This is a genomic window from Azospirillum lipoferum (assembly GCF_024170005.1).
In the GTDB taxonomy this organism is placed as follows: Bacteria; Pseudomonadota; Alphaproteobacteria; order Azospirillales; family Azospirillaceae; genus Azospirillum; species Azospirillum lipoferum.
In genome coordinates, this window is the sequence record NZ_JALJXJ010000016.1 from 90,161 (window position 1) to 112,368 (window position 22,208).

The following is a 22,208-nucleotide window of genomic DNA, read 5'->3' on the forward strand; positions in this document are numbered from 1 at the left end:
GGCGGGAAGGCCGTCCGGTTGTGGCTTTACCCAGTTCTTAAACTTATTTTCGGGGATATGCCACCCGGCACCCCTATGGGGCGGATGGTCTTATGCATCGACAGCGGTGACGGATGGTTGCAGGCTGTCGCCCCGTTTCCCCCTTTTCCGGGCATCGTCTTTCCATGCGGATCCTGTTCGTCCACCAGAACACCCCCGGCCAGTACAAGCATCTCGTCCGCCATTTCGCGGCGGATCCGGCCCATCGGGTCGCCTTCATCGGCAAGGTCCGGCGCGAGCTGCCGAAGGGCGTGCAGATGGCGCTCTACCGGCCGACCCGCGAGCCGGGGGAGAACACCCACCCCTATATCCGCATGTTCGAAGGACAGGTCCTGCACGGGCAGGGCGCCGTGCGCGCCGGGCTGGCCCTGCAGAAGGAGGGCTTCACCCCCGACGTGATCTGCGCCCATCCCGGCTGGGGCGAGGCGCTGTTCCTGAAGGACCTGTTCCCGGACGCCCGCCTGCTGCTCTATTGCGAGTTCTTCTATCGGGCGGAGGGATCGGACGTCGGCTTCGACCCGGAAAAGCCGGTGACGCTGGAGACGCGCTGCCGCATCCGCACCAAGAACGCCTCGCTGCTGACCGGGCTGGACGCGATGGACTGGGGCGTCAGCCCGACCCGGTGGCAGCGGCAGCAGCATCCCGACGCCTTCCGTCCGCGCATCTCGGTGATCCATGACGGGGTCGACACCGCGGTCTGCCGGCCGGATCCGGCCGCCACCGTCACCCTGCCCGACGGCCGCAGCCTGTCGCGCGAGGACGAGGTGGTGACCTATGTCGCCCGCAATCTGGAGCCCTACCGCGGCTTTCCCACCTTCATGCGGGCGGCGGCGGAGCTGCTGCGGCGCCGGCCGAAGCTGCACATCCTGATGGTGGGCGGCGACGAGGTCAGCTATGGCGCGCCACCGGAGGGGGGTGGCACCTGGCGCGAGGCGATGTGGCGGGAGACGATGCTGGACGCCGCCGGCAATCCCAGGCCTGAGGCGGCGCGGCTGCATGTGCTGGGCAAGCTGCCCTATGACCGTTACCTGTCGGTCCTGCGCATCTCGCGCGCCCATATCTACCTGACCTTCCCCTTCGTCCTGTCCTGGTCGATGCTGGAGGCGATGGCCTGCGGCGCCGTCATCGTCGGCTCCGACACGCCGCCGGTCGCCGAGGTGATCGAGGACGGGGTGAACGGGCTGCTGACCGGCTTCCACGATCCCATGGCGCTTGCCGACCGGGTGGAGACGGTGCTGGACGATCCGGAGCTGCGCGCCGCCCTGTCGGCCGCCGCCCGGCGGACGGCGGTGGAGCGCTTCGACCTCGCCACCGTCTGCCTGCCGGCCCAGATCCGCCTGCTGGAGGACGTGCAGGCCGGGCGGGTGCCGGTTCTTTAGGAGGAAAGGTTAGCGGCCCGCCGCCAGTCTCTCCAGATCCCCCCGCACCGCCTCGAACACCGGAGCCCAATCCTCGTCCGGACCCTGGCGGTAGAGGCGCATCGACGGGTACCAGGGGGTGGTGGGGCCGGTGCGGCCGTAGACCCAGTAGGGGACATGCTGCACCAGGTTCCACACCGGCACCCCCAGCGAGCCGGCGAGGTGGGCGACCGAGCTGTCGGTCATGATGACCAGATCCAGCTCTTCCAGGACCGCGGCGGTGTCGGCGAAGTCCTGCATCTCCGGACCCAGCGCCGTGATGGGCGTATCGGGGCCGAGCGCTTGCAGCTCGGCCTCCGGCGGACCCTTCTGCAAACTGTGGAAGGCGGTGTTCGGGACCGACAGCAGCGGCAGGAAGCGGTCCAGCCCGGCGGCACGGATGTGGTTGTCGTTGAAGCCCTGGTTGCCCGACCAGACGATGCCGACCCTGAACCGGTCATCACGCGGCCCCAGAAGCCGGGCGGCCTTGGCGCGCGCCTCCTCCGGGATCGTCAGGCGGGGCGGCGGCGGCACCGTGTCGGCGGTGGTGCCGAAGCGGTGCGGCAGGCTCATGATCGAGCTGTGGACATGGTAGATCGGCGTCGGCGCCACATCGCGCGGCACGAAGGCGTCGACCCCCGCCATGCCGTCGAACAGGCGGCGCAGTTCTTCCGCGCGTTCGACCACCACCCGGCGGGCGCCCAGCCCCTTCAGCAGCGGCAGGTAGCGCGCCATCATGATGGTGTCGCCGAAGCCCTGCTCGGTGGTGACCATGATGATCTTGCCGTCCAGCGGCTGGCCGGTCCAGCGCGGCCCCTGATGGGGGCGGTAGGCCTGCTGCTGGTATTCGTCGAGCCAGTAGCGGCATTCGTAGTCGGCGAAGCCTTCCTCATACTCCCCCTCGTGCAGGCGGACCTGGGCGCGGCCCCAGCGGTGGCTGGGAAAGTCCGGCTGCAAATGGATCAGCCGGTCCAGCGCCGTCCGGCAGGCGGGGAAGTCACCGCGGCGCTGGAGGGCAACGGTCAGCCGGAACAGGACGCCCGGGTCGGCGGGATCGAGCGCCAGGGCGCGCCCGATCGCGTGCAGCGCCTCGGCATGCCGTCCGCAATGGGTCAGGGCGAACGCCCGCTCGGCCCAGGCGGCGCCCTGGCTGGGGTCGAGAAGAAGGGCGCGCCGGCTGCTGGCCGCGGCCAAGTCGCGCAGGCCCGGCCGGTTCAGCAGCTTGCTTCGGATGATCCACCCCTCGGTATCGGCGGGGTCCCCGGCCAGCCGGAACTCGATTGGCTGGGGGGCGGGCTGCGGCGCCATCTGCGGCGGGACGGCGAAGGGCGGGAGGCCCGCCATGGCAGGGACCGGAGGCAGGGGCGACAGGGGAATGTTCGTCATGAACCGGCCGGCGGAAAGAGGGGGAAGGCGGCGAGAAACTATAGAGAAGGCCGTTCGCCACCCGCAAGGCGCGACATCCGGCAAACCGTATCGCGCCTGGGAGGTGATGTCCTGCGTCCTCCTCCGCCGGCCCCGCTTCCCGACAGGCCTTGCGCCGGGGGGCATCCTGAATTAACCCGATCGTCAGAAAGCACCGGTTACCGTCGGGGTTCATTTCGATCCCGATGCGGCGCCCGTCCCGGACCCTCCGGCCGGCGGGCCGGCGGCTTCGAGCGATGCGGCTTCAATGGACGGAACCGGCGGTGACGACACACTCCAGCAAGGCGGACGGGGCCAGGCCGGGAACTCCGGCGGACGGATCGGACGAGATCGCCCCGTCCGGCAGCGGGCTTGAGGCAGGGGGGCTCGAGGCGGGGCTGCGCATGCTGGACGGCCGGTCGATCCTGGTGACTGGCGGCACCGGCTCCTTCGGGCGCCGCTTCGTCGAGACGGTGATGCGGCATGCCAGGCCGCGCCGGGTCGTCATCTTCTCCCGCGACGAATTCAAGCAGTACGAGATGCAGCAGCACATGCCGGCGGACTGGGCGCCGACGCTGCGCTATTTCATCGGCGACGTGCGCGATTGCGAGCGGCTGAAGCTGGCGATGCGCGGCGTCGATTTCTGCGTCCATGCCGCAGCGCTGAAGCATGTGCCGGCCGCCGAATACAACCCGATGGAATGCATCAACACCAACGTCTACGGGGCGGAGAACGTGGTGCGGGCGGCGCTGTCGGCCGGGGTGCGGCGCGTCGTCGCGCTGTCGACCGACAAGGCGGCCAACCCGATCAACCTCTATGGCGCCAGCAAGCTGGCGTCTGACAAGATCTTCATCGCCGCCAACAACCTGTCGGGCGCGCTCGACACCCGCTTCGCGGTGGTGCGCTACGGCAATGTGGTGGGGTCGCGCGGCAGCGTCGTCCCGCTGTTCCGCAAGATGATCGCCGCGGGGGCGGACCACCTGCCGGTCACCGACGAGCGGATGACCCGCTTCTGGATCACCCTGCAGCATGGCGTCGATTTCGTGCTGTCCTGCTTCGCCATGATGCAGGGCGGCGAGATCTTCGTGCCGAAGATCCCCAGCATGCGCATCGCCGACCTCGCCCGCGCCATGGCGCCGGATCTGCCGCAGAAGATCGTCGGCATCCGGCCGGGCGAGAAGCTGCACGAGGTGATGATCACCGAGGACGATTCCCGCCAGACCTACGAGCTGGACGACCGCTACGTCATCGAGCCGGCCTTCACCTTCTGGCAGCATGCGCCGTACGAGCGGCTGAGCGCCCGCCCGGTGACCGACGGCTTCCGCTATGCCAGCGACGGCAACGACGACTGGCTGGACGGCGAGCGGCTGCGCACCCTGCTGGCGGAAGCGCCCTGATGACAAATCTGCCCTTCCTCCCCTATGGCCGCCAGTCGGTGGAGGAGGAGGACATCGCCGCGGTGGCGGCGGTGCTGCGTGGCGACTGGCTGACCCAGGGGCCGGCGGTCGCCGCCTTCGAACGGGCCCTGGCCGCGCGGGTGGGTGCCGCCGAGGCGGTGGCCTGCGCCAACGCCACCGCGGCGCTACGGCTGGCCTACACCGCGCTGGGCATCGGGCCGGGCGACGCTGTGGTGGTGCCGTCCAACACCTTCCTCGCCACAGCCTCCGCCGCCCGTCACGCCGGGGCCGAGGTCGCCTTCGCCGATGTCGATCCCGACAGCGGCCTGATGGGCGTCGCCGAGGCCGAGGCCGCCATCGCCCGCGCGGCCAAGGCCGGCTGGCGCGTCCGGGCGCTCGCCCCCGTCCATTATGCCGGGCAGACCGCCCAGATGGCCGGGCTGGCGGCGCTTGCCCGGGCGGAAGGGCTGGCGCTGGTCGAGGATGCCGCCCATGCCATCGGCACGGTCGATCTGTCAGGGGGCGATCTGCCCGGCATGATGGACGGGGGCGAGAGGCCGGTCGGCGCCGGATGGCGGGAGGTGGAGGCCGGGTCGCTGACCGTCTTCTCCTTCCATCCGGTCAAGACCATCGCCGCCGGGGAGGGTGGGGCGGTCACCGGCAACGACCCGGCGCTGATGGCGCGGGTGCGGCGCCTGTGCAACCACGGCATGAGGCGCACGCCCGAACCGGGGGAGGGCTTCGCCGATCCCGACGCCGCGCTGGATGCGGAAGGGAACGCCAACCCCTGGTACTATGAAATGGCGGAGCCCGGCTTCAACCATCGCCTGTCCGACATCCATGCGGCATTGGTGCTGAGCCAGCTCGGCCGGCTGGACCGCTTCGTCGAACGGCGGGCGCGGCTGATGGCGCTCTATGCCGATCGGTTGGCCCCGCTGGCCCCGCTGGTGCGGCCGCCGGCCCTGGTGCCCTGGTGCCGGCCGGCCTGGCACCTGTGCGCCGCGCGCATCGACTTCGACGCGGCACGGCGGCCCCGTTCGGCCGTGATGGCGGGCTTGCGCGCCCTGGGCGTCGGCACCCAGGTGCACTATATCCCGGTCCATCGCCAACCCTACTGGCGCCGCCGCTACGGCGACCTCGCCCTGCCCGGCGCCATGAACCATTACGCCCACACGCTGTCGCTGCCGCTGTTCCCGGCCATGGCCGACGGCGACGTCGAGCGGGTCGCCGCGGCGCTGGAGCGGGTCCTGTCCTGATCCGGGTCCAGCCGGCCAGCCCAAGGGCAGGGTCAAGGGCTGGGGGAGTTCAGGGTCCAGACCGTTTCGCCCAAGCGATTCCGTTAGCGTTTTGGACGGGATGGACCGATAACAATGGCGTCGTCAGGAGGGCATAGACCTAGGTCGAACGGCTGGAGAGCCGGATGGCCGGGTCGGGTCGTCCCGAACGCCGCTCCACAGTGTTTCGCGTACGGACCTCCGAATTTGCTTCGCAACACGCTCTGGAATCTGCTTGGCGAGGGGCTGCCCATGGCGGCGGCCCTGCTGTCGATTCCGTGGCTCATCTCCGCCGTCGGGATGGAGCGCTTCGGCGCGCTGACCCTGATCTGGGCGCTGCTCGGCTATCTGGGCGTGCTGGACCTCGGGCTGGGACGGTCGCTGGTGCAGGTCGTCGCCGACCGGATCGGCCATGCCGGCGGGGGGCATGAGGCGGGGCAGGGTGCCGCCAACACGGCGGGGATCGCCGGGCCGGCCATCGCCCTGATGGGGGCCATCGGCGTCCTGACCGGCGGGGCGGTGGCGCTGGGCGCCGGGCTGCTGGCCGACCGCTTCCAGCTGGAGACCGGCACCTCGCCGGACGAGATCCGCACCAGCCTGCTGGTGGCGGCCGCCATCGTGCCGATCGCGCTGGTCTCCGCCGGCCTGCGCGGCGTGCTGGAGGCGCACCAGCGCTTCCGCCCGATCAGCCTGGTGCGGATGACGGTGGGGGTGCTGAACTATCTCAGCCCGCTCTTCGTCCTGCCCTTCAGCCAGAGCCTGGTGCCGGTGATCGCCGCCATCGCCGCCGGCCGCTTCATCGGGCTGGTCGGCTACGGCGTGCTGGCGGTGGGCCAGGTGCCGGATCTGCTGCGCCCCGGCCGCTGGGGCCGCCCGAGCTTGCGCGGGCTGTTCACCATGAGCGCCTGGATGATGCTGAACAATCTGGTCGGCCCGGCGATGCTCTATGCCGACCGCTTCATCCTGCTCAGCCTCGTTCCGGCGGCGATGGTCGCCTTCTACACCACTCCGTTCGAGCTGCTGTCGCGGCTGATGGTGATCCCCGGCGCGCTGTCGCTGGCGCTGTTCCCGCTGGCCTCCAGCCTGTTCCGGCGCGATCCCCCGGCGCTGGGCCGCATCCTGGACACCGGCGGCCATCTGACGCTGGCGGTGTTCCTGGCGATGCAGGCCGCCACCATCGTCGGCGGCGAGACGGCGCTGGAGCTGTGGCTGGGGCCGGCCTTTGCCGCCAACAGCGCGTCGGTGCTGTCGATCCTGATGCTGGGCGTCTTCTTCAACGCCACCGCCTATGTGCCCAACACCCTGATCCAGAGCGTCGGCCGCGTCGACGTGACGGCGCGCCTGCAACTGGCCGAGCTGCCGGTCTATCTGGGCGTGCTGTGGCTGCTGGCCGAGCGCTATGGCGCCGTCGGTGCAGCGGCGGCCTGGAGCCTGCGCACGGCGGTCGATTGCGGGCTTCTGCTGGTTCTGCTGCCCCGCGTGGCGCCGGGAACCGGGACGGTGGCGCTGACCATCGGCCTGCGCGCGCTGCTGGCCGGGGTCGCCGGGCTGGCCGGCCTCTTGGTCGGCGGGCCGGTGGGGGCGGCGATCAGCCTGACCGGCCTGCTGGCGGTCGGGCTGGGGGTCGCCGGCCGGCTGCTGCGCACCCGGTCCTGGGAGAAGCTGGCCGCCCCGCTGCGCAAGAACCGGGCGGTGCCGCTGCCCACGCCGCTGCCGTCGCCGCGGATGAACGGGATCAACGGGCAGGCCATCGACGGAGCGGCGGCGGACGGTCCGTAACATCATCCGACAAGAGCGTGGCCGCGGTCCGGCCGCGCTCAACCGCTGCGGCGCGCAGGTGGTTCCTTTGCCGCCGAAAATGCGCTATGTGAGCGGAAACTCTGTGCAACGCTGGTTGGAGTTCGAAGGCCATGGCCGAGGGTACTGTGGACTATTACGCGATGGTCGAAGAGGCTTGGCAGCTCAGCGACACCGCGCGCGACTATGTGAAGAACGCCGGCCGCGAGGTGGACAACACCGAGCTGTGGGAAAAGGTGTTCGCCTCGTCGCCGCTGATCGACCTGGAGCGCACCCGCGCCGAAGGCGGCCAGCCGCTGCAGAAGATCTTCTTCAAGAATCCCTACGGCCTGCAGTACCGCGCCGACCACAAGGACTGGATCCCGTTCCGCCACGGCGCGCTCGACCCGGCCTACCTCCAGGTCATCTGATCGGCAGGTCATCTGATCGGTTCAGCCGATCGGCCCGGACCCCGCCGGAACCGGCGGGCGGTGCCGCATTGCGGCGGGGGTTAGGGGGCGTGCATGGCGCGGCTGGTGGCGGGGCAGGGCTTCGCCCTCGATCTGGCCCCTGATTCAGGGGAGGCCCGGCTGGCGAACGGTTTCGTCGCCGACGCCTTCACCACCGTGCCGGATGCCTCCTTCATCGCCGCCGGAACCGGCAGCCAGACCGTTACCCGTTCGGTCTCCGGCCGGATCCATGCCGCTACGCTCGACTATGCCGCTGCCGGCAGCGGGACGATGGCGGCCGTCCGCTTCACCGGCCTGACCGACCGCGACCTGTCCGGCATCCTGCGCTACCGCATCGAGGGGCTGGATGTCGCCCTGACCGGCGGGACGCTCGACCGGCTCGGCGCCCGCATCTTCCAGCAGATCGACGCCTTCGTCGGGGCGGACGGCAACGACAGCGTCTATCTGGGGATCCCGGGCGGGCGCAGCTTCGACGGTGGCGCCGGCACCGACCGCGCCGTCTATACCTCCGACCCGCGCCGCTACGCCTTTCAGGGCGGCAGCTACCGGGCGGAGACGCCGGTGGTGGTGGCGCTGGACGGCCGGCGCTACGCCGCGGTGTCGAGCCGCGCCACGGATGTCCTGACGGATGTCGAACTGCTGACCATCGACGGCCGCACCGCCGCGCCGGCGGCCTTCGCCTTCGACGCGCGCAGCTATCTGGCGGCCAACCGCGATCTTGCCGCCGCCTTCGGCGACAACGTGATCGCCGCGGCGGCCCATTACGCCTGGAGCGGCCGGAACGAGGGGCGCAGCCTGACCGGCTTCGACGCGCTGGGCTATCTGGGCGCCAATCCGGACGTGCTGGCGGCCGTCGGCGTCAATGCCGGGGCCGCCCTTCAGCATTACCTGGCCTATGGCGTCCGCGAAGGCCGCACGGCCGGCTTCGACCCTTACGGCTATCTCGCCTCCAACCCGGACGTGCTGGCGGCCGTCGGCATCGATCCGGCGGCGGCGGTGGTCCATTATGCCCGCTTCGGCCGGGGCGAGGGGCGCAGTGCTACCTTCGACGCCGCGGCCTATCTGGCGGCGAACACCGATGTGGCGGCGGCCACCGGCGGCGACGCCACATCGGCCAAGCTGCATTACCTCTCCTTCGGCCTGCGCGAGGGCCGGCCGCTGCGGGTGACGCCCAGCGGGTCCGTGACGGTCGCCGCACCTGCCTGGGTGGCGGATCTGCTGTTGCCGCAAGGGGCGCCAGTGGGTGTGTCTCTGGGAGCACCGTTGGTGGTGACCGGCACGACCGGCAACGACACGCTGAGCGGCAGTGCCGCCTATGACGCCCTGGGCAACCCGATCACCGACGCGGTGGACGGGCTTTCCGGGATCGACAGCTTCGTGCTGACCGGCGCGCTCGCCTCCTACGCCCTGTCCTTCGACGGCAGCGGCAATCTGGTGGTCAGCGGACCCGACGGCACCGATACGCTGACCAGCATCGAGCTGTTGCAGGCCACCGACGGGGTCTATCCGCTGGGGTCGCTGGTCAGCTTCTCCCAGCCGTCGCTGAGCGGGCTGACCGTCTCGGCCTCTGCCACCACCGGCAACGACTATCTGGTGGGCGGGCTCCAGAACGACGCCATCGGCGGCGGCGGCGGGAACGACACCATTGCCGGGCTGACCGGCAACGACACGTTGTTCGGCAATGCCGGCAACGACGTCCTGCTGGGCGGCGACGGTGCCGACCAGCTGGAGGGCGGGGCCGGCAGCGACCTGATGTTCGGCGGGGCGGGGGACGACCTGATGCGGGGCGACGTGATCGACGTCGTCGGCAACGACACCCTGCTGGGCGAGGACGGCAACGACTGGCTCGACGCCGGGGCCGGCAACGACTGGCTGGACGGTGGGCTCGGCAACGACACGCTCTATGGCGGGCTGGGCGGCGACGTGCTGCGCGGCGGCGGCGGCGACGACGTGATGTTCGGCGACGTCTATTCCGACCGCAGCCACGAGATCTCCGTCAATCCCAGCGACACCGTCACCGGCTATGAGGACGTGCTGCTGGGCGGGTCCGGCAACGACACGCTGATCGGCGGCTATGCCGCCGACCTGCTGGACGGCGGTGCCGGGGCGGACGTCTTCTCCATCCGCAACCTGAATGAATCCACCCTGGCCGCTCCCGACGTCATCATCAATTTCAACGGCGCCGTCGTGGCGGCGGAGGCGCTGAAGGGGCTGGCGAGCTATGCCACCGCCGGTGCCGAGGGCGACCGCATCGACCTGTCGGAGATCGACGCCATCACCGGCAATACCGGGAACGATGCCTTCACCTTCATCGGCACCGCCGGCTTCAGTGCTGCCGGGCAGCTGCGCTATCAGGCTTCCGGTGCCGTGACGCTGATCGAGGGCGACGTGAACGGCGACCGGACGGCCGATTTCCGCATCCAGGTCAACATCGCCAACTACAGCTTCTCCGCCTTCGATTTCGTGCTGTAGGCAAGTGATGTTCACCCTTATCAGGACCGAACGGTTCGAACAGGACATCAAGAAGAGCCGCTTCCTGGCCCAGGCCGCCCCGGCCGACAGCGAGGAGGAGGCGCGCCGCTTCATCGCCGCGTCCAGCCTGCCGGATGCCGGCCACAATTGCTGGGCCCTGCGGGTCGGCGACGTCTATCGCTTCAGCGACGATGGCGAGCCGGGCGGAACCGCCGGGCGCCCGATCCTCCAGGCTATCGAGGGCCAGGAGATGGACCGGGTGGCGGTGGTGGTCAGCCGCTGGTTCGGCGGCATCCTGCTGGGGGCGGGCGGGCTGGTGCGCGCCTATGGCGGCACGGCGGCGGGCTGCCTGAAGGCGGCGGCGCGCGAGCCCATCGTCGCCTACGCCACCCTGTCCGTCGCCTGCGGCTTCGCCGAGGAGGCGCGCATCCGCTCCAGCCTCGGCGGCTTCCCCGGCACGCGGGTGGAGACGACGGGCTTCACCGCCGACGGTGTCCAGCTCCAGGTCACGCTTCCCCGCGACCAGACGGACGCGTTCACTCGGCTGGTCACCGACATCTCCCGCGGTCAGGCGGTGGTGGAACGTGCCGAGGAATAAGCGGGAGCGTGGCTGTTTTCCATAAGCACCCTTATGTGCCGATTTGATGCCATGAAATCATGGTTATAAATAATGATTTTATGGCTTTTGCTCATGGCTGAGGTGTGGCTTGACCACCCCTTTTTCGTGCGCACAAAAGGTCTGTTTCCCGCAAAGAGGAAATTTTGATCAATCACGGTCGGGCTTCGGCTTGAGCTGAAGTCACCGCCTGAAATCGCAGTCTCCTTCTTACGATTTCCTTCAAGTGATCGCCCTTTCTTGCCGGCGATACCCCGACTTATCGAGTTGTGGGGGCGCAGTTCTTCCTCACATTTGGGAGAACAGGGCCGTTCGGCCTGAAAGAATACTGCCGCCAAAGAATACTGCCGCCAGTGTTCTTGCGGCCATGAAGGAGGACCATCCGTGCGCGACGTACTGATTGCGGACGCCAGCCTCGACGACCTCGACCTGCTGCTCGACCGTTGCCGGCCCGATGTCCGGATCGTCCGGATCGCGGCCGATGGGGACGGCGGGAAGGCTCTCGCCACCGCCTTGGCCGACGCGCTCGCCGCCCGTCCCGCCGCCATCCATCTGCTGGCCCATGGCGAGCCGGGCGCGGTCCGGCTGGGGGCCCGCCGGCTCGACATCGCGGCGCTGTCCGGCCGTGAGGCGGATGGGCGAACTTGGCCGCAGGCCCCGGATACCGAGATCCTGATCCATGCCTGCGACACCGGCGCCGATGGCGGGCGCTTCGCCCGGGCGCTCGCCCAGGCGACCGGCGCCCGCGTCGCCGCCGCCAGCCATCCGGTCGGCCATCCGTCGCTTGGCGCCTCCTGGGACCTCGACGTGACCACCGGGCCGATTGCTGCCGCCCTGCCCGTCTCCGACACCGGCGACTGGGTCCGTCGGCTGGCCTACACCGGCACGCCGAGCGACGGCGACGACACGCTGGTCGGCGACGACGGCGGCAACACCATCAATGGCGGGGCCGGCAATGACAGCATCGTCGGCGGCACCGGCAACGACAGCCTGATCGGCGGGATCGGTGACGACACGCTGGTCGGCGGCGGCAACAGCGGCCAGTCGGCCGGCGACACGCTGAACGGCGGGCTGGGCGGCGACCATTATGTCGGCGGCAACGGCTTCACCATCGTCACCTACGAGAACGCCACCAGCGGCATCACGCTGGATCTGACCAACGGCGCCAACAACACCGGCGAGGCGGCCGGCGACACCTTCGTCGACATCCAGCGCTGGGTCGGAACGGAGCATGACGACGTCATGACCGCCGGCGACACTGCCGTCTGGTTCTGGGGCCATGGCGGCGCCGATCTGGAGCATGGCGGGGCCGGCGACGACACGCTGGAGGCCGGCGACGGCAACGACACCGTCTTCGGCGGTGGCGGCGCCGACCTGATCTATGGCCGCGCCGACAATGACGAACTGCACGGGCAGACCGGCAACGACACGGTGGCCGGCGGCGGCGGTGCCGACCTGATCTATGGCGACGCCGGCAACGACCTGCTGAAGGGCGACTGGGAACGCGACACCATCCATGGCGGTGATGGCGACGACACCATCCTGGCCGGCATCGTCAGCGCCGGCAGCTATGGCCAGGATCAGGCCGACCAGATCTTCGGCGAGGTGGGGAACGACCGCTACATCGTGGTCAGCCAGTATGACGCCGGCACCGTCAGCTTCGACGGCGGCGAGGGCACCGACACGCTGGAGATCCACTCCGACGACCTGAGCAGCTACAACGGCTACGACCTGGAATACTACACCGCCGTCGCCTCCCCCGCGATCGACCTGACGGGGATGACGCTGACCGGGGTGGAGCGGCTGGAGCTGACCGGCAGCAAGGCGCATGACGTCACGCTGACCGGCGCGCAGGCGGCCGGCTTCGAGGTTGTCGCCGGCAGTACGGCCTCCGACACCCTGCGCATTTCCGGCAGCGCCGACCTGTCGGCGGTGGCGATGTCTGGCATCGAGGCGATCGAGGTCACCGGCAGCGGCTCCACCCTGACGCTCGCCGCCTCGCAGCTGGCCGGGCTGGCCCTGACTAGCACCGGCACCGGCACCGGCACCGGCAATGCGCTCGCGGTGACGGCGTCCGGGACCGGAGCGGCCGTGGACCTGTCCGGCGCCACCGGCTTTGGCCGGGTTGCCCTGACCGGCACCGCCGGGGCCGATGACCTGACCGTCGGGGCCGGGGCGACCGTCACCGGCAATGGCGGCGACGACGTCATCCGCATCGCCGCCGGGACCACCGGCACGGTCACCATCGTCGACGCGGCCGTCGGCGACCGGCTGGTGATGGCGGGTGCCGATCTGACCGCCATGCAGGTCGAGACGGGTGCCGCCTCCACCATCCTGCGGGTCGGCAGCGATCTGGCGGTGACGCTGACCGGCAGCTTCGCGGCCAGCCAGTTCCAGGTCGGCAGCGGCGGCAGCGTCACCATTGTTCAGGCCAACAACGCCCCGGTGGCGGAGGCCGGCAAGACGGTGATGGCCCAGGCCGGCGCCCCGGTGGCGCTGGGTATCGCCGCCCCGACCGACGCCGACGGCGATGCCCTGACCGTGACGGTCACCGGCCTGCCCGCCGGCGGCACCATCCGGCTGGCCGACGGCACTGCGGTGACCGCCAACCAGAGCCTGACGCTTGCCCAGCTGTCGGCCCTGACCTTCACCGCCACGGCCGGCACGGCCGGCGACGCCGGCTCCTTCGCCTACAGCGTCGCCGACGGTCGCGGCGGTACCGCCGGCCAGACCGTGGCGCTGACGGTGAACGCCGCCCCGGTGGCGGAGGCCGACAAGACGGTGACGGCCCAGGTCGGCGGCACGGCTGCGCTGGGCATCGCCGTTCCGACCGATGCCAACGGCGACTCGCTGAGCGTGACGGTCACCGGCCTGCCGGTTGGCGGCACCATCCAGCTGGCCGACGGCACGGCGGTGACCGCCAACCAGAGCCTGACCACCGCCCAGCTTGCCGCCCTGACCTTCACCGCCGGCGCGGGCATCGTCGGCAATGCCGGGTCCTTCGCCTACAGCGTCTCCGACGGCCATGGCGGCAGCGCCGGCCAGACCGTGGCGCTGACCGTGAACGCCGCTCCGGTGACGGAAACCGACAAGACGGTGACGGCACGGCAGGACGCGGGTGCGGTGGCGCTGGGCATCGCCGCCCCGACCGATGCCAACGGCGACGCGCTGAGCGTGACGGTGACCGGCTTGCCGACCGGCGGCACGGTGACCTTCGCCGACGGCACCGCGGTGACGGCGGACCAGAGCCTGACGCTTGCCCAGCTGTCTGCCCTGGTCTTCACCCCGGCGTCCGGCACGGTCGGCACTGCCGGGTCCTTCGCCTACCGGGTGGAGGATGGCCATGGCGGTGTCGATACCCAGACCGTCGCCCTGACGGTGGAAGCGGCGCCGGTCGTCTCGCCTCCCCCTCCTCCGCCCCCTCCTCCCCCGCCGCCCGTCACCTCCTCGCCCGATCCGGTCGTGACTCCGGTGGTGGAGCCGGCCGTCAACCATGCCCCGACGGTCCAGGCCGACAAGACGGTGAGCGTGCAGGACCGGACGGCGGTGTCGCTCGGCCTCGCGGCTCCCACCGATGCCGACGGCGACGCGTTGAGCGTGACGGTGACCGGCCTGCCCGGCGGCGGCTCCATCCGGCTGGCCGACGGCAGCGCCGTGGCGGTGAACCAGACTTTGACGGCAGCCGACCTGCCGGGACTGACCTTCCTGGCCGCCACCGGTGCTGCGGGCGATGCCGGGTCCTTCGCCTACAAGGTCGATGACGGCCATGGCGGCGTGGCGGCGCAGACCGTCGCTTTGCAGGTGGTGCCGTCGGCCGATCCCGCCTCCACCCCCCAGACGCCGCCAGCCGGCGGGCTGCCGGCCGGCTTCAGCGCGCTCGCCTACATCGCCTCCTACCCGGACCTGATCGCCGCCTTCGGCACCAACACCGCCGCCGCGACCCAGCATTACCTCCAGGTCGGACAGGCGGAAGGGCGGACGGTGACCTTCGATCCGCTGGCCTACACCGCCTCCTACCCCGAGCTGATCGCCGCCTTCGGCACCGATACCGACGCCGCGAGCCGGCATTTCATCGAGCATGGCTATGCCGAGGGGCGGCACCCCAACTTCAGCGGGCTGTCCTACATCGCCTCCTACCCGGACCTGTCGGCGGCCTTCGGCACCAACGCCGACGCCGGCATCCGGCATTACATCACGAGCGGTTATGCCGAGGGGCGGAGCGCCAGCTTCGACGGCTACAACTATCTGGCGGCCAACCGTGATCTGGCGGTCGCCTTCGGCACCAACGCGGATGCCGCCGCCCGCCACTACATCGAGCATGGCCGGGCCGAGGGCCGGGCGGCCCAGGGCTTCGACGCGCTGCGCTACATCGCCAGCAACCCGGACCTGATCCAGGCCTTCGGTCCCGACGTCCAGGCGGCGGAAATCCACTATGTCCAGAACGGCTATGCCGAGAACCGGTCGCTGACCGCCTTCGACCCGGCGGCCTATCTGGCGAGCCATCCGGAGATCGCCACGGAGTTCGGCACCAGCGACGCCGCGGTCGAGCTGGCCTACATCAAGCGCAGCACCTCCACCGCGGCGGAGGCCGTGGCGTCCGCCAATGGCGAAGCCCCCATCGCAGTCGCCATGCTGGCGGCGGGAATGACCGGGTCGCAGGCGCAGGGGATCGACGGCGGCTTCCACGACGCCTCGTCGGGCACGACGTCCGGCCTGCTGGCGGCGGGCGACGGCGGGCTGTCCACCCGGCAGCGGACGGAGCTTCCGGCCTGAGGTTCGGGCGGATGATGTGAAAGGGCGGCCTCAGGGCCGCCCTTCTCTTATTCGGTCGGCTTTATTGGGCCTCGTTAGATTGGCCGCTTTCCCGTCGCGGCCTGGGGCCGGCGCATGGACAGGGCGGTCAGGAAGCCGGCCGCGGCTGCTGCTCCGCCCAGCAGGAAGACGCTGCCGTAGCCGGCCCGGTCGGCGAGCAGCCCGGCCACCGGGCCGGTCAGGCCATAGGCCACGTCCTGGAAGGCGGCGAAGGCGCCGAGCGCCGTCGCCCGCAGATGCGGCTCCACCAGATGCACCACCTCCCGGCCCATGGCGGGGAAGACCAGGGAACAGCCGAGCCCGGTCAGGAAGGCGCCGGCCAGGGCCAGGGTGGGATCGCCGGCGCTCCAGACCAGCAGCTGGCCCACCGCCTCGACCGCCAGCGACCCCATCGCCACCGGCAGGCCGCCGATGCGGTCCGGCAGATGGCCGAAGGCGAAGCGGACGAGGACGAAGCCGACCCCGAAGGCGGTCAGGCCGAGCCCGGCGAACGGCCAGGATTCATGGACGAAGTGCAGCGTGAAGAAGGCGCCGATGGCGGCGAAGCCGATGCCCTGCAAACTGACGACGGCGCCGTGCAGCCAGATCCGGCCGAGCACGCTGCGGAAGGGCGGCCGCTTCGCACCCGGATGCGCCGGAACCCCCGCCATCGGGCGGATCGCCAGCAGCCCCAGCGCCGGCAGCAGGGCGCCGACCGCCATGGTGCCGGCGAAGCCGATGCCGTCGAGCAGCAGCAGCCCCAGCGGACCGCCCGCCGCGAAGGCGCCATAGAGCGCCGCCCCGACCAGGGCCAGCACCTTGCCCGAGCGCTGCGGGCCGACGATGCCGATCCCCCAGGCGATCACGCCGACCCCGACGAGGCTTTCGCCCAGTCCGATCAGCAGGCGCCCCGCCACCAGTACGCAGAAGGCCGCCCAAGGCAGATGTATCAGCATCCCGGCGGCGAGCGAGACCAGCCCGCCGGCGATGTAGAGCGCCAGTCCGCGGGCGACCGCCGGCTTGGCGCCGCCGCCGTCGACGAAATTGCCGGCGAAGCTGCGGGTGAGGATGGTGGCGAGAAAGGCGCTGCCGACGCCCAGACCCGCCCAGAAATTGCCCATCCCCAAGGTCCCGGCCACGAACAGCGGCGTGACGGGAAGGGAGATGGCGACGCAGAGATAGGAGACGAACAGGATGGCGGCCAGGATGAACAGGCGGCCCTGGGATTGGTCCTGGGACGGATCACCGGATGGATCGCGTGCCGGCTGGGAACTCATGGTGTGCTCCACACTGGTCCGCGGTCGGCACGCGTTCCGAACAAGCGAACGCACTCCGACCGCCGAGGATCGTTGAGTGCGTTGGTTGACGTTGAACGCTTACGGCCAGTGTGACTGACGACTGACAGACAGCTAACCGATCCGGCCGGGCAAGACAACCATGAAGGCAACTGGGGAAATCGCCGGGCCTGGACTCGCTCAGCGGGGCCTTCTTCAGCGGGCCTTGCGGTCGGCCTTCGCCATGGAGGGCAGCACCAGATCGATCACCAGCCGGTGGCCGCGGTCCTTGTCGGGGGGCAGGGTGGAAACGGCGAGCAGACGGACGGCATCACCCTTGCCATCTGTTCCGCCATCCTCATCGCTGAACAGCAGGCGGGTGCCGCTGCCGTTCTGCTCTGCCCGGTAGCCGAGCGCCGTTGCCGGCAGGCGGCCCGTCGGTGCGGCCTGCCACTGCGTGCCGGGAAGCGTGACCTCCAGCCGGCCGTCGGGGCGGCGCACCGGTGTCTCGAAACGCGGATCCTGATCGAGGTCGAGCACGACGCGCAGCCCGTCCCCGCCATTGGCGGTGCGGATGCGCTCCACATGGCGGGGGGCCGCCGTGCTTGCCACCGTCTGGATACCGGACGCGCGGGCCGGCGCGTCGGGGACCGGCTTGACGCCGGGGCGCAGGATTTCCACCGCCGGTTCCGTCCGCAGGGCGGGCGCGCCGTCCTGCGGTTCGGGCTTCGCCGCCGGCAGCGGGGGAGCCGGGACGAAGGCAGGGGCCGGATCTGTTTGGGCCGGGCCGGTGGGGGGGGCGGTCGGCTGGCTTGTGGCGGGGTGGTGTTCCGCCGGCTTCTTGGCCTGCTCCACGAAGCCGCCGCGGCGGCCCTCGGCACGGCCCTGCTGGACATAATGGGCGTAGCCGCTGGAGACCTGCCCGCTGCGGACGGCGGCGGCGACATCGGGGTTGGCGGCCAGATAGGCACGCTCCCGCCAGCCGGTCGGCTGGGCCGTTGTGGTGTCGACGTCCGCGGGGCGGCGCCAGCTGGACAGCAGCGACGGCATCGACCCGTACAGGCCCAGACCCTCCACCGCCAGCGACAGCCAGAAGGGCGTCAGCAGCAGGATCAGAAGGCGCAGGAGCTGGGGGATCGGCGACAAGGCGGCTTTTGTCCGGCGTGGGGAAAACGGCGCCGGTCCCGCTGGTCCGGCTGTCCTGCATGCCTACTCCCAAGCACCGCATCCGGTCCAGGAAAAGGCGCTGGGGAAAGCCGTTGGGGAAAAGCAGCCGGCCGGACCGGACCATCGGGGAAACCGCGGAAGAGCGCTCGGTCGACCTTCGAGCCTCTCCCTTCGAACAGCAACGATGCGGGGTACCCCATCGTTCGGGTGGCCGCGCGGGGACGCGATGCTCACCTTCGATTGGCCGCAGCCGTCCGGCGGCACCCCTTAGAGTTTTGGAACCGGGAAGCCTTCATGGAACAGATGCGAGACGGGTCGCCGGCCGATCCGGCGCGGGACCCTCCCTCCCCTCCCCCTGGCGCCCAAAATGGTCCTAACCCTGGACCCAATCCCGGCCCCCGTCTCGATCCCGGCATCGCCGGACTGGTGTCGGCGCTGCGCATCCTCGGCATTCCGGCCGACTATGACGGCGTGCGCCATGCCTGCGGCGGTGAATCCCCCGATCTGACCGGGCTGGTCCGCCAAGCCCATCGGCTGGGCGCCAAGGCCCGCGTGGTGAAGACCAAGTGGGAGCGGCTGGAGCGCACGCCGCTGCCGGCGCTGGTCCCCGGTCCCGACGGTGGTTTCCTGGTGCTGGCCAAGGCCGGCGGCGACCGCGTGCTGGTGCATGACGCGGCGACCAGCCAGACCCGCATCCTCGACCGCGAGGGGTTCGAGCCGCTGTGGACCGGTCGGCTGATCTGCCTGGGCCGCAAGGGCACGCTGGGCATGGGCCAGCCGCGTTTCGACGCCCGCTGGTTCGGCGCGGTCGCCTGGAAATACCGCGGCATCCTGGGCGAGGTGCTGCTCGCCTCCTTCTTCATCCAGCTGTTCGCGCTGGTGACGCCGCTGTTCTTCCAGGTGGTGGTCGACAAGGTAGTGGTGCACCGCAGCCTGGGCACGCTGGACGTGCTGATGGCCGGCATGCTGGCCGTCATCCTGTTCGAGGCGGTGCTGGGGGGCCTGCGCACCTACACCTTCGCCCACACCGCCAACCGGCTGGACGTGGAGTTGGGGGCCAAGCTGTACCAGCGGCTGCTGTCGCTCCCCATGGGCTATTTCGCGGCGCGCCGGGTCGGCGACAGCGTCGCCCGCGTGCGCGAACTGGAGACGATCCGAAACTTCATGACCAGCTCCACCATCACGCTGGTGCTGGACCTGCTGTTCACCGTGGTCTTCCTGGGCGTCATGCTGGTCTACAGCCCGATGCTGACGGCGATCGTCGCGGCCTCCTTCCCCGTCTACGTCGCCATCAGCCTGGTGGCGACGCCGATCCTGCGCCGCCGGCTGGACGAGAAGTTCGCCCGCGGCGCCGAGAACCACAGCTTCCTGGTCGAGACGGTGTCGAGCATCGAGACGGTCAAGGCCATGGCGGTCGAGCCGCGCATGCAGCGCCGCTGGGAGGACCAGCTGTCCGGCTATGTCCGCGCCGGCTTCCGCGCCGGCAACCTGAACAACGTCGCCAGCCAGTCGGTGCAGTTCGTCTCCAAGATCTCGACCATGCTGGTGCTGTGGCTGGGGGCCAAGCTGGTGATCGAGGGCAGCCTGACGGTGGGCGAGCTGGTGGCCTTCAACATGTTTGCCGGCCGCGTCGTCCAGCCGGTGCTGCGCATCGCCCAGCTGTGGCAGGATTTCCAGCAGGTGCGGCTGTCGATGCACCGCATCGGCGACATCCTGAACACGGCACCCGAACCGCTGCAGAGCGCCGGCCGCGCCGCCATGCCGGCGATCAAGGGCGACCTCAGCTTCGACCATGTCACCTTCCGCTACCGCCATGACGGGCCGGAGACGCTGAGCGACGTGTCACTGCATGTCCCGGCGGGACAGGTGGTCGGCATCGTCGGCACGTCCGGCTCGGGCAAGAGCACGCTGGCCAAGCTGCTCCAGCGCTTCCATGTGCCGGAGCGCGGGCGGGTGATGGTCGACGGCACCGACCTCTCCACCGCCGACGCGGTGTGGCTGCGCCGGCAGATCGGCGTGGTGTTGCAGGACAATGTCCTGTTCTCGGGCACCATCCGCGAGAACATCGCGCTGACCGACCCGACCATGGACATGGCCCGCGTCGTCGCCGCGGCGAAGCTGGCCGGCGCCCACGACTTCGTCGTCGAGCTGCCCGACGGCTACGACACGGTGGTGGGGGAGCGCGGCGCCAGCCTGTCCGGCGGGCAGCGGCAGCGCATCGCCATCGCCCGCGCGCTGGTCACCAACCCGCGCATCCTGATCTTCGACGAGGCGACCAGCGCGCTCGACCATGAGTCCGAACGGATCATCCAGGCCAACATGCGCCGCATCTGTGCCGGCCGCACCGTGCTGATCATCGCCCACCGCCTGTCCACCGTCGCCATCGCCGACCGCATCGTCACCGTCGAGCGCGGCCGCATCGTCGAAGACGGCGCACCCGACGAGCTTCTGCGCCGCGGCGGCCGTTACGCCACGCTGTTCCGCGGCCAGATGGGGCAGCTGCCGGGCAGCGCCCCGCCCACGGACGGGCTGATCGAACAGCGGGCTGCGGGCTAAGGGGGATGAAGGTCATGAGCAAGACGACCGCCGCAGTGAAGACCACTCCCGCTACCCCCTCCTCCCCTCCGGGCGTCAGGCCGCCCGCCAACGCGCCGGGCACCCCCGGCGGGCCACGCCCGCCGACCAAACTCCAGGGCCGTCCGCAGAAGCGGCGGCGCGACGAGATGGATTTCCTGCCCGACGCGCTGGAGATCCTGGAACGGCCGCCCTCCCCCACCGCGCGCATCTTCACCGGGGTCATCATGCTGGCCTTCACTGCGGCCTGCGCCTGGGCGTGGTTCGGCCATGTCGACGTGGTGGCGGTGGCCCAGGGCCGGGTGGTGCCGAGCGGCCGGACCAAGACCATCCAGCCGATGCAGACCGGCGTCGTCCGCGCCATCGCCGTGGAGGACGGCCAGTTGGTGAAGGCCGGCCAGACCCTGATCGAACTGGATCCGACCGAGGCCGCCGCCGACCGCGACCGCATCCGCTCCGACCTGTCGGCCGCCCAGGCCGAGGCGGCGCGGCTGCGCGCGGCGCTGGAGGTGGTGAACGGCAACCCCGACGCCGCCTTCACGGCCCCGGCCGGCCTGTCGCCCGAACTGGCGCGGATGCAGGGCCAGCTCCTCGCCAGCCAGATCGCCGAGCAGCGCGCCAAGCTGGCCGCGCTCGACCGCGAGCAGGCCCGGCGCGAGGCCGACCGCGCCACCGTGGTGCAGACCATCGCCAAGCTGAACGCCACCCTGCCGCTGATCCGCGAACGGGCGGAAGCGCTGTACGATCTGTCGAAGCGCGGCACCTCGTCCCGCTTCCAGTATCTCCAGCTTCAGCAGGATCTGGTCGGGCAGGAACAGGAGCTTCTGGTCCAGAAGATCAAGCTGACGGAGGCCGACGCCTCCATCGCCGCCACCGCCGAGCAGCGCCGCCAGACCGAGGCCGAGTTCCGCCGCCAGCTCTATACCAGCCTCGCCGAGGCCGAACGCAAGGCCGCCTCGCTGGAGCAGGAGCTGGCCAAGGCCGACCAGCAGGTCGGGCTGCTGCGGCTGACGGCGCCGGTGGACGGCTATGTCCAGCAGCTGGCCGTGCATACGGTCGGTGGCGTGGTGACCACCGCCCAGCCGGTGATGGTCATCGTGCCCGAGGACAGCCGGCTGGAGGTCGAGGCCTTCATCCCCAACAAGGACATCGGCTTCGTCCAGACCGGTCAGGTGGCGGAGGTGAAGGTGGAGGCCTTCTCCTTCACCAAATACGGGCTGATCCCCGGCCGCGTCGCCTCGCTGTCCAGCGATGCCGTGCAACAGCAGCAGCAGGCTGACAAGGGGACGGACAAGACCGCGGCCAAGACGCCGGAAGCGGGATCGGTCTATGCCGCCCGCATCGCGCTGGACCGCGACACGCTGGACGTCGACGGCAAGCAGACGCGGCTGCAGCCGGGCATGACGGTCAGCGCCGAGATCAAGACCGGCCGCCGCCGCATCGCCGACTACCTGCTCTCCCCCCTGTCGCGCAGCGCCCAGGAAGCGATGCACGAGCGGTGAGATGGTCACTCTCCCAGAATCCCCCTCTCCCCCCGGGGAGAGGGGATCCGCTCCG

At 70.5% G+C, this 22,208-nt stretch carries 13 protein-coding genes; 10 read left to right on the top strand and 3 right to left on the bottom strand.

The window, feature by feature from the left end; all coding sequences use genetic code 11:
• The first annotated feature begins 164 nt into the window (after positions 1–164).
• Positions 165–1,418, top strand: coding sequence for a glycosyltransferase family 4 protein (locus tag J2848_RS29065; RefSeq protein ID WP_149233463.1), 1,254 nt, complete (start codon positions 165–167; stop codon positions 1,416–1,418).
• A 9-nt stretch (positions 1,419–1,427) separates the two neighbouring features.
• Here the strand turns inward: J2848_RS29065 and J2848_RS29070 are convergent, their stop codons facing one another.
• Positions 1,428–2,780 carry a tetratricopeptide repeat protein gene (locus J2848_RS29070; RefSeq protein WP_246194087.1) on the bottom strand — a complete coding sequence of 451 codons (1,353 nt, stop codon included), beginning with the start codon at positions 2,778–2,780 and terminating at the stop codon, positions 1,428–1,430.
• Between the two features lie 344 nt (positions 2,781–3,124).
• Here J2848_RS29070 and pseB point away from each other — a divergent pair, with 344 nt between their 5' ends.
• The 7 genes from pseB (at position 3,125) to J2848_RS29105 (ending at position 15,618) form a co-directional block, all read left to right on the top strand.
• Positions 3,125–4,237 carry a UDP-N-acetylglucosamine 4,6-dehydratase (inverting) gene (pseB, locus tag J2848_RS29075; protein WP_376992534.1) on the top strand — a complete coding sequence of 371 codons (1,113 nt, stop codon included), beginning with the start codon at positions 3,125–3,127 and terminating at the stop codon, positions 4,235–4,237.
• Positions 4,237–5,493 carry an aminotransferase class I/II-fold pyridoxal phosphate-dependent enzyme gene (locus J2848_RS29080; RefSeq protein ID WP_149233462.1) on the top strand — a complete coding sequence of 419 codons (1,257 nt, stop codon included), beginning with the start codon at positions 4,237–4,239 and terminating at the stop codon, positions 5,491–5,493. Before pseB ends, J2848_RS29080 begins: the two co-directional genes overlap by 1 nt.
• 225 nt (positions 5,494–5,718) lie before the next feature.
• Complete coding sequence (locus J2848_RS29085) at positions 5,719–7,290, top strand: flippase (RefSeq protein WP_170307160.1); 1,572 nt, start codon at positions 5,719–5,721, stop codon at positions 7,288–7,290.
• 131 nt (positions 7,291–7,421) lie between these two features.
• Positions 7,422–7,718 carry a hypothetical protein gene (locus J2848_RS29090; RefSeq protein WP_044553747.1) on the top strand — a complete coding sequence of 99 codons (297 nt, stop codon included), beginning with the start codon at positions 7,422–7,424 and terminating at the stop codon, positions 7,716–7,718.
• 93 nt (positions 7,719–7,811) lie between these two features.
• On the top strand, positions 7,812–10,229 hold the full coding sequence (locus tag J2848_RS29095; RefSeq protein ID WP_149233460.1) for a calcium-binding protein: 2,418 nt from the start codon (positions 7,812–7,814) through the stop codon (positions 10,227–10,229).
• Positions 10,230–10,236: 7 nt separating this feature from the next.
• Entirely contained in the window at positions 10,237–10,827 is a 591-nt protein-coding gene (locus J2848_RS29100) for an IMPACT family protein (protein WP_149233524.1), read from the top strand.
• A 402-nt stretch (positions 10,828–11,229) separates the two neighbouring features.
• On the top strand, positions 11,230–15,618 hold the full coding sequence (locus J2848_RS29105) for an Ig-like domain-containing protein (RefSeq protein ID WP_170307159.1): 4,389 nt from the start codon (positions 11,230–11,232) through the stop codon (positions 15,616–15,618).
• A 74-nt stretch (positions 15,619–15,692) separates the two neighbouring features.
• Here the strand turns inward: J2848_RS29105 and J2848_RS29110 are convergent, their stop codons facing one another.
• A complete protein-coding gene (locus J2848_RS29110; protein ID WP_149233459.1) occupies positions 15,693–16,913 on the bottom strand; it encodes an MFS transporter in 1,221 nt (406 codons plus the stop codon).
• 213 nt (positions 16,914–17,126) lie between these two features.
• Positions 17,127–18,056 carry a hypothetical protein gene (locus J2848_RS29115; RefSeq protein ID WP_149233458.1) on the bottom strand — a complete coding sequence of 310 codons (930 nt, stop codon included), beginning with the start codon at positions 18,054–18,056 and terminating at the stop codon, positions 17,127–17,129.
• A 315-nt stretch (positions 18,057–18,371) separates the two neighbouring features.
• Here J2848_RS29115 and J2848_RS29120 point away from each other — a divergent pair, with 315 nt between their 5' ends.
• Together J2848_RS29120 and J2848_RS29125 are read left to right on the top strand one after the other, a co-directional pair.
• Complete coding sequence (locus J2848_RS29120) at positions 18,372–20,633, top strand: type I secretion system permease/ATPase (protein ID WP_246194085.1); 2,262 nt, start codon at positions 18,372–18,374, stop codon at positions 20,631–20,633.
• 14 nt (positions 20,634–20,647) lie between these two features.
• Complete coding sequence (locus J2848_RS29125; RefSeq protein WP_149233457.1) at positions 20,648–22,153, top strand: HlyD family type I secretion periplasmic adaptor subunit; 1,506 nt, start codon at positions 20,648–20,650, stop codon at positions 22,151–22,153.
• The last annotated feature ends 55 nt before the right edge of the window (positions 22,154–22,208 follow it).